General features: G+C 71.0%; 9 protein-coding genes. All 9 read left to right on the top strand.

Annotated elements, in window-relative coordinates; all coding sequences use genetic code 11:
• Nucleotides 1-6: 6 nt before the first annotated feature.
• A complete protein-coding gene (locus tag ACFV9G_RS21730; protein WP_378729776.1) occupies nucleotides 7-1,599 on the top strand; it encodes an MDR family MFS transporter in 1,593 nt (530 codons plus the stop codon).
• Between the two features lie 104 nt (nucleotides 1,600-1,703).
• The gene (locus ACFV9G_RS21725) at nucleotides 1,704-4,088 is read left to right on the top strand and encodes a DUF6351 family protein (protein ID WP_378729774.1); all 2,385 of its coding nucleotides are present in this window, start codon (nucleotides 1,704-1,706) and stop codon (nucleotides 4,086-4,088) included.
• Between the two features lie 37 nt (nucleotides 4,089-4,125).
• The gene (locus ACFV9G_RS21720; protein WP_378729772.1) at nucleotides 4,126-4,983 is read left to right on the top strand and encodes an alpha/beta hydrolase; all 858 of its coding nucleotides are present in this window, start codon (nucleotides 4,126-4,128) and stop codon (nucleotides 4,981-4,983) included.
• 67 nt (nucleotides 4,984-5,050) lie between these two features.
• Nucleotides 5,051-7,132, top strand: a complete 2,082-nt coding sequence (locus tag ACFV9G_RS21715) for a neutral/alkaline non-lysosomal ceramidase N-terminal domain-containing protein (protein WP_378729770.1) — start codon at nucleotides 5,051-5,053, stop codon at nucleotides 7,130-7,132.
• Nucleotides 7,129-8,061 carry a sphingomyelin phosphodiesterase gene (gene sph / locus ACFV9G_RS21710; RefSeq protein WP_378729768.1) on the top strand — a complete coding sequence of 311 codons (933 nt, stop codon included), beginning with the start codon at nucleotides 7,129-7,131 and terminating at the stop codon, nucleotides 8,059-8,061. Before ACFV9G_RS21715 ends, sph begins: the two co-directional genes overlap by 4 nt.
• The gene (locus tag ACFV9G_RS21705) at nucleotides 8,058-9,356 is read left to right on the top strand and encodes a D-arabinono-1,4-lactone oxidase (protein WP_378729766.1); all 1,299 of its coding nucleotides are present in this window, start codon (nucleotides 8,058-8,060) and stop codon (nucleotides 9,354-9,356) included. Before sph ends, ACFV9G_RS21705 begins: the two co-directional genes overlap by 4 nt.
• A gap of 5 nt (nucleotides 9,357-9,361) precedes the next feature.
• Nucleotides 9,362-10,555, top strand: coding sequence for an amino acid deaminase/aldolase (locus tag ACFV9G_RS21700; protein ID WP_378729764.1), 1,194 nt, complete (start codon nucleotides 9,362-9,364; stop codon nucleotides 10,553-10,555).
• Nucleotides 10,552-11,778, top strand: a complete 1,227-nt coding sequence (locus ACFV9G_RS21695) for an MFS transporter (RefSeq protein ID WP_378729762.1) — start codon at nucleotides 10,552-10,554, stop codon at nucleotides 11,776-11,778. Before ACFV9G_RS21700 ends, ACFV9G_RS21695 begins: the two co-directional genes overlap by 4 nt.
• 10 nt (nucleotides 11,779-11,788) lie before the next feature.
• On the top strand, nucleotides 11,789-13,153 hold the full coding sequence (locus ACFV9G_RS21690) for a GH1 family beta-glucosidase (RefSeq protein ID WP_378729760.1): 1,365 nt from the start codon (nucleotides 11,789-11,791) through the stop codon (nucleotides 13,151-13,153).
• Nucleotides 13,154-13,194 lie beyond the last annotated feature (41 nt).

Raw genomic sequence — 13,194 nt, 5'->3', positions numbered from 1 at the left:
AAACCCATGAGTCATACAGTCGCGCCCGACGCGCCCGACAAGCCGTTGGTCGTGCTGACGCCGCGTACGATCTGGCTGATCTTCGGTGCGCTGATGGCCTCGATGTTCCTCTCGTCCCTCGACCAGACGATCGTGAGCACGGCCATGCCGACGATCGTCGGAGAGCTCGACGGGGTCGAGCACCAGGGGTGGGTGATCACCTCCTACATCATGGCGATCGCGATCGTGATGCCGCTGTACGGGAAGTTCGGTGACCTGTGGGGTCGCCGCTGGCCGTTCCTGGTCGCCGTCACGCTGTTCACCCTCGGCTCGCTCTTCGGCGGGATGGCGCAGACCTTCCCCGAGCTGGTCGCCGCCCGCGGCCTCCAGGGGCTCGGCGGTGGCGGACTGATGATCCTGTCCCAGGCGATCATCGCCGACATCGTGCCGGCCTCCGAGCGCGGCAAGTACATGGGCCCGATGGGCGCTCTCTTCGGTATCTCCGCGGTGATCGGACCGCTCCTCGGTGGCTGGCTCACCGACGGCCCGGGCTGGCGCTGGACCTTCTGGATCAACGTGCCGGTCGGCATCATCGCGCTGGTCGTGGCCTGGTACGCGCTGAAGCTGCCCTCGCACCGCTCCAACCGGCCGGTCGACTGGCTGGGGATCATGTTCATGGTGCTCTCCACCTGCGGCATCGTGCTGCTGACCTCGTGGGAGTCGCTCGGCCACGACGGCTACGACTGGTCCTCGCCGCAGCTGCTCGGCCTGCTCGTCGGCACCCTCGCCTCGATCGCCGCGTTCATCGTCACCGAGACCCTCGCACCCGAGCCGCTGATCCCGCTGCGCCTCTTCAAGAACCCGACCTTCACCGTGACCACGCTGATCGGTCTGGTGCTCGGGATGGGCATGTTCTCGGCGATGGCGATGCTGCCGACGTTCCTGCAGATGTCGACCGGCGCCTCGATCACCAGCTCCGGGCTGCTGATGCTGCCGATGATGGCCGGCATGATGCTGACCGCGATCGGCTCGGGCATCGCGATCTCGAAGACGGGCCGCTACAAGATCTTCCCGATCGCCGGCCTGATCGTCACCGCGGCCGGGATCGCCTGGTTGACCACGATCTCCGGCGACATGTCGATGGTCGTCTTCGGCCTGATGATCTTCGTGCTCGGCGCCGGCATGGGTCTGGTCATGCAGACCATCGTCCTGGCCGTGCAGAACGCCGTCGACCCGCACGAGCTCGGCACCGCGACCTCGGCGAACAACTTCTTCCGGGAGATCGGTGCGACGGTCGGCACGGCGCTGTTCACGACCGTGTTCACGACGCGTCTGACCGACAACTTCGGAGGCATGGCCGAGAAGATGGCCTCCTCGGGGATGATGCCCGCCGACGGTGCCGGGTTCTCCGGGGGGAGCCTCACCCCGGCCGCTGTCGAGAACCTGCCCGAGCCGCTCCACACCTGGGTCGTCGACGCCTTCACCGAGGCGCTCGCGCCGGCGTTCTGGTATCTCGTGCCGCTCATCCTCCTCGGGCTCGCGCTGGCGCTGTTCCTCAAGGAGGTCAAGCTCTCCGACGAGGCCGGCATGGTCGCCCGCGGGGAGGCGGTCGCCGGCTGAGACTTGCTTGGCGGATTCCTTGACGCTCGCCGTGGCAGGGGGCATTCTCCTGTCACGGCGAGCGTCTGTTCGGGGGACGTGCGCAGCTCTCGGAAAGGCACGCCATGACCCTCCGCGCCCTGCCTGTCTCGATCACGACGGTGTCCGCTCTCGTCGCCGGCCTGCTGCTGGGCGTGACGCCGGCGCCGGCATCGGCGGAAGCCGGGGACGTCGTCCTGGAGACGCTGTCCAACCGGGCCGACCTGGTCTCCGACGGCAACGCGCTGGTGCGGATCACCCTCCCGGAGGACGCCGATCCCGACGACCTGAAGGTCGCACTGAAAGGCGATCGCGACGTCACCGACGCCTTCGCCGAGCGCCCCAACGGCGAGATCGAGGGAGTCGTACGCCGCCTGCGGGTCGGGACCAACGAGCTGACGGCGCGCCTCGTCGACGGTCGCGGTGCCCGGCTCACGATCACCAACCATCCGCGCGGCGGGCCGATCTTCTCGGGCCCCCAGCTGCAGCCGTGGCGTTGTCAGCCGACCGCGGCGGACGCGCAGTGCAACCAGGAGCCGACGATCAGCTGGCTCTACAAATCGACAAATCCACTGCTCGACGGACTCCAGCCGTACGATCCCGCGAACCCGCCCCGCGACGTCGCCACCACGACCACCGACGAGGGCGTGAAGGTGCCGTTCGTCGTACGTGTGGAGACCGGCTACCAGAACCGCGACCAGTACCGGATCGCCGTGCTCTGGCAGCCGGGTGAGCCGTGGCGGCGCTGGCGCCCGCAGCAGCAGTGGAACAACAAGCTGTTCATCCCGCACGGCGGCAGCTGCGGGGTGGACCACGAGACCGGGACCGCGCCGACCACCGACTACGCCGGCACCTTCGATCTCGGCATCCCGGTCGTCGCGGACGCCCTCGGCGACAGCCCGAACGTCGCCCTCGGCCGCGGCTTCGCGATGCTCTCGACCGCGCTGGCCAACACCGGCCACAACTGCACCGTGACGAGCGCGGCCGAGTCGCTGATGATGGCCAAGGAGCACCTCGTCGAGACGTACGGCGACCTGCGCTACACGATCGGCAGCGGGTGCTCCGGGGGCTCGATCGCGCAGCAGACGATCGCGAACGCCTACCCCGGGATCTACCAGGGCCTGGTCGTGACCTGCTCCTACCCCGACTCGCTCTCGCCGGGCCTGCAGTTCTCCGACTACCACCTGCTCCGCAAGTACTTCGAGAGCTCGCAGCGCCTCACCGACGGCAAGTTCTGGAACCCGCAGTGGGCGGCGGTCGAGGGTCACCTGCTGCCGCTCAACGCCGTCACCGCCGACGAGGGCCTCTTCAAGCAGGCGGTCATGCCGACCCACCCGTGCGGCGGCGTCAGCGACCAGGAGCGCTACGACGCTGCGACGAACCCCGGCGGCGTACGGTGCTCCATCATCGACGGCGCGATCAACGTCTTCGGGCCGCGGCCGGAGAGCGTGTGGACGCCCCAGGAGAAGCAGATCGGGCGTGGCTTCGCCGGCTCTCCGCTGGACAACACCGGTGTGCAGTACGGCCTGGAAGCGCTGCGAGCCGGGGCGATCACCCCAGAGCAGTTCGTCGACGTGAACGAGAAGATCGGTGGGCTCGACATCGACGTCCAGCCGCGGGCACAGCGCTCGGTCGCCGACCCCGGAGCGCTGACGAACGCCTACCGCAGCGGCATGGTCAACACCGCCAGCAACCTGTCCGGCGTGGCGATCATCGACCACCGCGGACCGGACCCGGGCGTCGCGCACGACGCGCGCTGGGCCTGGGCCATGCGCGACCGGCTGACCCGGGAGCAGGGCCACGCGGACAACCAGGTGATCTGGTACGGCGTGACGCCCCTCATCGGCGACCCGAGCTACTCCAAGGAGGCGCTGCTCGCGATGGACCGGTGGCTTGCGTCGGTCGAGGCGGATCGGCGTGACGTGGCGCTGGCGGACAAGATCGTCCAAGACCGCCCCGGCGACCTCCACGACCGGTGCACCCAGACCCAGGGTGTCTCCAGCGAGGACGGCCTGTTCCTGCCGGTCGCGGACCCGCTCGTGGACGACCTGACCGGCGGGGTGCTCGACGGCCTCAACGGTGCTGTCCAGCCGGTCCTGGATCCCGCGCTCAACCTCGTCGTCGACCCGGTCTCGGACGTGGTGTGCGGGCTCGGGCCGGTCAGCGACCTGGTGAAGACCGACTTCGCGACACCGCGGATCGTGGCCGGCGACAACAACTACTCCGACAACGCCAAGTGCCACCTCAAGCCGCTGCGCCGCACCGACGACTACGGTGCCTTCGGTCTCACCGATGCTCAGTGGGCCAGGCTGGAGAAGACCTTCCCCGACGGGGTGTGCGACTACAGCAAGCCGGGTGTCGGATTCACGAAGACCGAGACCTGGCTGACCTACCAGCGAGCCGATGGGTCGGTCATCTACGGAGGTACGCCGATGGGCCGGGCCCCACGGTCGGCACCGTTCGAAAATTGACCGGTGCCCCGTGCCGGGTCGGGTTAATGTCTCGGGCATGTCTTCCCCCGAGCCGACCTTCGTCCTGGTCCACGGCGCCTTCGCCAACTCGTTCTCGTTCGCACCGCTCCAGGCCGAGCTGGCGCTGCGCGGGTTCCGCTCGCTGGCGGTCGACCTGCCCGGCCACGGCTTCGGAGCGACCTTCCCCGTGGCCTACCAGGCACCCCAGGACCTCGCCGCGCTCGCGTCCGCGCCGGGCGGGATCAAGGGCGTGACTCTCGCCGACAACGTCGCCTCCCTGGTCTCCGTGCTCGAGCGGGCGAAGGAGCACGGCCCGGTGGTCGTGGTCGCGCACAGCCGCGGCGGGATCACCCTGACCGCGGCCGCCAACGCCCGCCCGGACCTGATCGACCAGATGGTCTACGTCTCGGCCTGGGCCCCGGTGGAGCTCGATGCGGCGGCGTACAACGCCGAGCCCGAGATGGCCTCCTTCGACGCCTCCGTGCTGATCGGCGCGGCCGCCGCCAACCCCGCCGACGTCGGCCTGCTGCGCTGCAACTTCCGCACCGCCTCCCCCGAGGTCCTGGCCGGCCTCAAGCACGCCTTCATGGCCGACGGCACCGACGACGAGTTCCGTACGTTCCTCAACACCTTCCAGCCCGACGAGAACCTCGACGCCGGCAGTCCCGACGACCGCGCCCAGGCGGCCACCTGGGGCACGGTCCGCCGTGCGTTCGTACGCCTCAGCGAGGACGTCAGCATGCCGCCGGCGATGCAGGACCGACTGATCCGCGAGGGCGACGCCCTCACCCCCGACAACCCGTACGCCGTCCACACCCTGGAGTCGAGCCATCTCCGCTGGCTCGTCCACCCGTCACCCGCCGCGGACCTGCTCGCGGAGATCGCGACCGACTGAGACCAACAAGTGGGTCATTTGTCCAGGACCCTTGACCCACACCGCAACGGGCAGGCATCCTCCGGGTATGACTTGGGTCACCTGGAAGACGGCGACGGCCACAGCGGCGGTGACGGTCGCTGCGCTCGGACTCGCGGCGGCACCGCCTTCGGCGAGCGCGACCACCACCCCGTCGAGCACCGCACAGGCCGCGACCGACCGGGGCGAGGACTTCCTGGTCGGCCGCGGCATCGCCGACGTCACCGGCGAGGTCGCCGAGGCCGGGATGATGGGGTACGCCGACCTCGGCCAGGTCAGCAGCGGCCTGCACATGCGCCAGCGCGCCCGGGCGTTCGTGATCGCCGACCCGGACTCGGGCGAGCGCGTGGTCCACATCCTCGCCGACGCCGGGATGATCTTCCAGAGCGTCCGCGACGCAGTGCTGGCGAAGCTCGAGCAGCGCTTCGGCGACACCTACTCCGAGCGCAACGTGATGTTGACGGCTACCCACACGCACGCGGCGCCGGGCGGCTTCTCGCACCACACGCTCTACAACGTCACCACGCTGGGCTACCACGGCAAGACGTTCCGCGCGCTCGTCGACGGGATCGTCTCCTCCGTCGTTCGGGCGGACGCCGACCTCGCTCCGGCCGAGCTGAGCGTCTCGACCAGCGAGCTGACCAACGCCAACGTCAACCGGTCCAAGACCGCGTTCGACCGCAACCCGGAGGCCGACAAGGCCCACTTCCCCGGCGGCGTCGACACCCGGAGCACCACGCTCCAGGTGCGCCGCGCGGGCGAGCTCGACGGCGTCATCAACTGGTTCCCGGTCCACGCGACCAGCATGTCGACCAACAACACCCTGGTGAGCCCCGACAACAAGGGCTACGCCGAGTACGCCTGGGAGCGGCTCGCCCGCGGCGTCGACTACGTCGCGGACAGCGACGACCCCGGCTTCGTCGCGTCGTTCGCGCAGACCAACTCCGGCGACATGTCGCCCAACCTCAACCTGCGGCCCTCCGACGGCCCGACCACCGACCAGTTCGAGAACACCCGGATCATCGGCACCAGGACGTACGACGCGGCCCGCCGCGGGCTCGACGACGACCGCGCCCTTGCCGGAGGCGTCGACTCCCGGATCGTCTACGTGAACCTCGCGAACACCGCGGTACGCCCCGAGTTCACCCCCGACGGGAAGCCGCACACCACCTGCCCGGCCGCGCTCGGCGCGGCGTTCGCGGCGGGCAGCACCGAGGACGGTGGCGGCGGGCTGCCGATCTTCAAGGAGGGCAAGGACGGCGGCAACCCGGCGGTCGCGGCGATCTCCGAGGCGCTCTACACCGCGAGCCCGGCGCTGCGCGCGTGCCAGGGGTCGAAGGAGATCCTGCTCCCGGTCGGGGCGCTCGACATGGTGCAGCAGAAGCTGCCGGTGCAGCTGGTCCGGGTCGGCGACCTCTACCTCGTCGGGATGCCGGCCGAGGTGACCGTGGTGTCCGGTCTGCGGCTGCGACAGGCGGTCGCCGAGGCGGTCGGCACCGACATCGACCACGTCCTGGTGCAGGGCTACGCCAACGCCTACGCCCACTACCTGACCACCCCGGAGGAGTACGAGGCCAAGGAGTACGAGGGCGCCTCGACGCTCTTCGGACGCTACGAGCTCCCGGCGTTCATGCAGACCGCGGCCGACCTCGGCGCGGCGATGCGGGACGGGGTCGAGGTACCGCTCGGCGAGAAGGAGCGCGACCGCAGCGCCGGCCAGCTCGCCTCGCTCCAGGGTGCGGTGGTGGCCGACGCGCCGCCGATCGGGAAGGGCTACGGCGACGTGCTGACCGCGCCGGGCGCGACGTACGGACCGGGTGAGCAGGTGAGCGTGACCTTCGCCGGCGCGCACCCCAACAACGACCTGCACCACGAGGGCAGCTACCTCACCGTGGAGCGGCGTACGCCGGACGGGTGGCAGCGGATCGCCGACGACGGCGACTGGTCGACGAAGCTGCACTGGCAGCGCTACGGCGTCGCCGCGTCGAAGGTGACGATCACCTGGGACGTACCCGAGGACGTGACGCCCGGGAGCTATCGGATCCGCTACTTCGGCGATGCCCGGAGCCTGCTCGGAACCATCCGGTCGATCAGCGGCACCAGCCCGACGTTCTCGGTCGTGGGCCGATGAGGTCCGCAGCGGTGGGCATCGCGGCGGCGTGCGCACTTGCCGCGACGTTGGTGCCCGGCCCGGCGGCCTCGGCAGCGGCCCCGCCGCCCGACCTGAGCATCCTGACCCACAACGTCGCGATGCTGCCGACGATCCTGGGTGGGAAGGCCAACGGCACCCGGGCGGGCCTGTTCGCCGAGGCCGACCACCTGCGCGGGCACGACGTGGTGGTGCTGGAGGAGGCCTTCGACAACGGCCCGTCCGACACCCTCAAGTCCCGCCTGGCCAGCCAGTATCCCCACCAGACACCGGTCCTCGGCCGCTCCCGCTCGGGCTGGGACGAGACCCTCGGGTCCTACTCCTCGCTGACCCCCGAGGACGGCGGCGTGACCATCCTGAGCCGCTGGCCGATCACGCACCGGGTCCAGTACGTGTACGCCGACGGGTGCGGCGCCGACTGGTTCGCGAACAAGGGGTTCGTCTACGCCCGCCTCGACGTTGACGGCCGACCGGTGCACGTGGTCGGCACCCACGTCCAGGCCGAGGACTCCGCCTGCTTCGGCAACGGCGCCGAGGTCCGGGCCGCGCAGTTCGCCGAGCTCGACGGCTTCCTCGACGGGCTCGCGATCCCGGCCGACGAGCCGATCGTGATCACCGGCGACCTCAACGTGGTCAAGGAGTCCCCCGAGTACGCCACCATGCTGACCGCGCTCGACACCTCCGCCCCGGCCTTCGCCGGGCATCCCTACAGCTGGGACCCGGAGACCAACCCGCTGGCGAGCTCGGGCGGGCGCGAGCAGCTCGACTACGTGCTCTTCCGGCGCGGTCACCCGCAGCCTCGGGGCTGGACCAACACCACCCTGACGCCGACCTCGCCGCCGTGGACCTCCGGCGGGACGACCTACACCGACTACTCCGACCACTATCCGGTCCTGGGAGGGACATCGTGACCTGGCAGAACTGGGCGGGCACCGAGCGGGTCACCCCCGCGCGCGTGGCCTCCCCCGCGACGACCGACGAGGTGGCGGCCGCCGTCAAGGAGGCCTCCCGCGACGGGCTGAAGGTCCGGATGATCGGCTCGGGGCACTCGTTCACGGGCGCGGCGGTCGCGCCCGGCGTACAGCTGCGGCCGGACCGGCTCGACGGCATCCATTCGGTCGACCGCGAGTCCGGACTCGTGACGGTCGACGCGGGCATCCCGCTGCATCGGCTCAACCCGATCCTGGCCGAGCACGGGCTGGCGATGGAGATCCTCGGCGACATCGACCGGCAGACCCTCGCCGGCGCGATCTCGACCGGCACCCACGGCAGCGGCGCCGCGTTCGGCAGCATCTCGACCCAGGTGCGCGGCCTCGAGCTCGTCCTCGCCGACGGGTCGGTCGTGCAGTGCTCGGCGACCGAGCGGCCCGAGCTGTTCGAGGCCGCCCGGGTCTCCTTCGGCGCGCTCGGCGTGATCACCAAGGTGACGCTGCAGTGCGTGCCGCTCTATGCGCTGCGGGCCGTCGACGCGGCCGCGCCGCTCGAGGAGGTGCTCGACGGCGTCGACGAGCTGGTCGCCGCCAACGACCACTTCGAGTTCTTCTGGTTCCCGCACACGACCACCGCGCTGACCAGGAAGTTCCAGCGCCTGCCCGGCGACACCGAGCTGCGCCCGATGAGCCGGTTCGCCCGCACTCTCGACGACAGGATCGTCACCAACATCGGCTTCGAGGCGATGCTCCGCGCAGGCACCCGCTTCCCGCGCCTGGTGCCCGGGATCACCCGGTTCGTGACCAAGGCGATCTCCGCACGCGACTTCACCGACCTGGCCCCGAACGTGTTCGCCTCCGACCGGGACGTACGTTTCCGCGAGGGTGAGTACTTCGTGCCGCGCGACGCGCTCGTGCCGGCGCTGCGCGAGCTGAAGCGGTGGGTCGACACCCACGACGAGGCGGTGTCGTTCCCCTTCGAGGTCCGGTTCGTACGCCACGACGACATCTGGCTCTCGCCGGCCTACGAGCGCGACTCGGCCGTCGTGGCCTTCCACCAGTACCACCGGATGCCGCACGAGCGCTGGTTCGGCATCTGCGAGGACGTCCTCGGCGCCGCCGGCGGCCGGCCGCACTGGGGCAAGATGCACCGGCTCGACGCGGCGTCGCTGCGCGAGGTCTACCCCCGCTACGACGACTTCGTCGCCCTCCGCGACCGGCTCGACCCGGCGCGCCTGTTCACCAACCCCTACCTGGAACGAGTGCTGGGACGATGAGCCTGATGACCACCTCCCCCGCGACCTCCTACCGCGCGCTCGCGGAGGCGACCTCCGACCTCGAGACGCCCTACGGCGTCCTGGACCTCGGCGCGCTCCGGACCAACGCCGCCGACCTGGTGCGCCGCGCCGCCGGTATCCCGATCCGGGTGGCCAGCAAGTCGGTGCGGTCGCGAGCCGTGATCAGGGACGTGCTGGCGATGCCGGGCTTCCGGGGCGTACTGGCCTACACCCTTCCCGAAGCCCTCTGGCTGGCCCGCGAGGTCGACGACGTGGTGGTCGGCTACCCGAGCGTCGACCGGGTCGCCCTGCGTACGCTGGCCTCCGACGAGCTGCTCGCCGACCGCGTCACGATCATGGTCGACAGCGTCGACCAGCTCGACCTGATCGACTCGGTCGTCGGCCGCGACGGGCCACCGATCCGGGTCTGCCTCGAGCTCGACGCCTCGCTGCGGCTCGCCGGCGGACTCGTGCACCTCGGCGCCCGCCGCTCCCCCGTGCACACGCCCGAGCAGGCCGCGAAGCTCGCCCGCGCGATCGTGGCCCGTCCGCGCCTTCGGCTGGTCGGTATGATGGCCTACGAGGGCCAGATCGCCGGCGTCGGCGACAACCAGCCGGGTCTGCGCAAGCACGCGGTCCGCGCGGTGCAGTGGCTCTCCGCGCGCGAGCTGGCGGAGCGTCGTGCCGCCGCCGTGAGCGCGGTCCGCCGGATCGCTCCGCTGGAGTTCGTCAACGGTGGCGGCACCGGCAGCATCGAGACGACCCGAGCGGAGTCCGCTGTCACCGAGATCGCCGCGGGATCCGGCCTGTTCGGACCGCACCTGTTCGACCACTACACCCGGTTCACGCCGCGGCCCGCGGCGTACTTCGTCCTCTCCGTCGTACGCCGCCCCTCACCGCGCCACGCCACCGTGCTCGGCGGCGGCTGGATCGCCTCCGGAGCCGCCGGGGCCGACCGGATGCCGGCACCCGTCTGGCCGCGCGGGCTCAAGCTGCTGCCCGCCGAGGGCGCCGGCGAGGTGCAGACGCCGCTGACCGGACCCGGCGCGGCCGGTCTGAGGATCGACGACCGGGTGTGGTTCCGGCACACCAAGGCCGGTGAGCTGTCCGAGCACCTCGACGCCTTCCACGTCGTCGACGACGGCGCCCTCGTCGGCGAGGTCGCGACCTACCGTGGCGAAGGCACCGCCTTCCTGTGAGCACCGGGCTCGCCGCACCCACCGAGCGGGCGACCCGGCCGTGGGTCGCCGCGATCTCGCTCGCGAACGCCGGCCTCTACACCGCCTGGTTCGGCCCGATCCTGACCCTGCTCGGGATCCAGGCGGAGCGCTTCGCCGGAGACGACAAGGAGGCGGCGCTCGCCTGGATCCTCGGCATCGGTGCGCTCTTCTCGACGGCCGCGAACCCGGTCTTCGGTGCGCTCTCGGACCGTACGACGTCCCGGTTCGGCCGCCGCCTCCCCTGGATCGTGGCCGGCACGACCGGCGGCGTCGCGAGCCTGGTCCTGCTCGCCTTCGCGCCGAACCTCACCGTCGTGACCGTCGGCTGGTGTCTCGCGCAGCTCTCGCTCAACGCGAACCTCGCGGCCATCACGGCTGCCGTACCCGACCACGTTCCCCACCGCCAGCGCGGCACCGTGGGCGGCTACCTCGGCCTGGCGCAGACCGTCGGCTCGGTCGTCGGTGCCGGGCTCGCCGCTGCCGCCGGCGGTATCACCGGCGGCTACCTCGCCTGCGCGGCCTTCCTGGTGATCGCGACCGTGCCGTACGTCGTGATGCGCCGCGACCTCGTGCTCGACCGCGCCGACCGGCCACCGTTCTCGTGGACGACGTTCGCGAAGGGGTTCTGGGTCAGCCCCCGCCGCCACCCGGACTTCGCCTGGGCGTGGCTGACCCGGTTCCTGATCAACCTGGGTTTCGCGATCGGCCTGGTCTACCTCCTTTACTACCTCGACGACGAGGTCGGCTACGGCGACCCGGAGACCGGCGTCTTCCTGCTCTCCGCGCTCAACTCGCTGGCCCTGCTCGTCACCGTGGTCGGTGCCGGTGCGTTGTCGGACCGCGTCGGGCGTCGGCGCGTCTTCGTGCTCGTCGCCGGAGTCGTCATGGCCGGGTCCACCCTGAGTCTCGGGGGCTGGAGCACCTGGCCGACGACGGTGGCTGCCGTCATCGTGCTCGGGCTGGGCATGGGGATCTTCACCTCCGTCGACCTGGCCCTGATGATCGACGTCCTTCCCGAGGCCGCCGACCGCGGCAAGGACCTCGGCGTCATCAACATCGCCAACGCGCTGCCGCAGGTGCTCGCTCCGGTCATCGCCGCGCCGCTCGTCGCCACCCTGGGATACCCAGCCCTCTATGCCGCGGCGGCCGCCGCCGCCCTCGCCGGCGCCGTGCTCGTCTTCCAGATCAAGTCCGTTCGATGAAGGAGTCCCGATGACCGATTTCCCCGCCCTCCCCGCCGACTTCACGTACGGCGTGTCGACGGCGTCGTACCAGATCGAGGGAGCCGTCGGCGAGGACGGCCGCGGCACCTCGATCTGGGACACGTTCAGCGCGGAGCCCGGCCGGATCAGGAACGGCGAGACGGGCGCGGTCGCGTGCGACCACTACCACCGCTGGCCGGAGGACGTCGCGCTGATGAAGGACCTCGGGGTCGACTCCTACCGGTTCTCCGTCGCCTGGCCGCGGATCCAGCCGACCGGGTCCGGACCGGCCAACGAGGCCGGGCTCGCCTTCTACGACAAGCTGGTCGACGCGCTGCTGGAGGCCGGCATCGAGCCGGCCGTGACGCTCTACCACTGGGACCTGCCACAGCCGCTCCAGGACGCCGGCGGCTGGCAGAGCCGGGAGACCGCGCAGCGGCTGGCCGACTACGCCACGATCGTCGCCGATCGGCTCGGTGACCGGGTCTCGATGTGGATGCCGCTCAACGAGCCGGTCGTGGTCACGATGCTCGGCCACGCCATCGGGACCCACGCACCCGGCCAGAGCCTCGGCTTCGACGCGCTTCCCGTCGCCCACCACCAGCTGCTCGGCCACGGGCTCGCCGTCCAGGCGCTGCGGGCCGCCGGCGCCACCAACATCGGGATCGCGTCGAACCACACCCCGACCTGGGCCGCGAGCGACTCCGCCGAGGACCGCGAGGCCGCGGCGGCGTACGACACCCTGGCGAACTGGCTCTTCGCCGACCCGATCCTGCGCGGGTCCTACCCCGACGGGATGGAGGGGTTCATGCCCGGACCGGTCGCCGACGACCTGGCGGTGATCTCGACGCCGCTGGACTGGTTCGGCGTCAACTACTACCAGCCGACCCTGGTCGGTGTGCCCGGCGCCGGGGGCGAGGAGTCACCAGTGCTGGAGGGTGCGGCGCTGCCCGAGGGGATGCCGTTCGAGCTGCGCCGGATCACCGACGTCCCGACCACCGACTTCGGCTGGGCGATCGTTCCCGACGGGCTGCGGGAGACCCTGACCACCTTCCACCAGCGGTACGGCGACGCGCTGCCGCCGCTCTACGTCACCGAGAGCGGCTGCTCCTATCACGACAAGGTCGTCGACGGACGGGTCTCCGACCAGGCGCGGATCGACTACCACGACGGCCACCTGCGCGCGATCGCCCGGGCGATCGAGGACGGCGTCGACGTACGCGGCTACTTCACCTGGTCCCTGCTCGACAACTTCGAGTGGGCCGAGGGCTTCACCGAGCGGTTCGGGCTCGTGCACGTCGACTACGACACCCTCACCCGGACCCCGAAGGACTCCTACCTCTGGCTCCAGCAGCTGCTGGCGGCACGCTCCTGACAAAGGCTCGGCGCCGGGTTCGACCGATGGGTCGACCCGGC

The organism is Nocardioides sp. NPDC059952, assembly GCF_042730435.1.
GTDB lineage: Bacteria > Actinomycetota > Actinomycetes > Propionibacteriales > Nocardioidaceae > Nocardioides.
The sequence above is the reverse complement of the archived record's forward strand: the minus strand, read 5'-3'. Positions and strand labels throughout refer to the sequence as shown.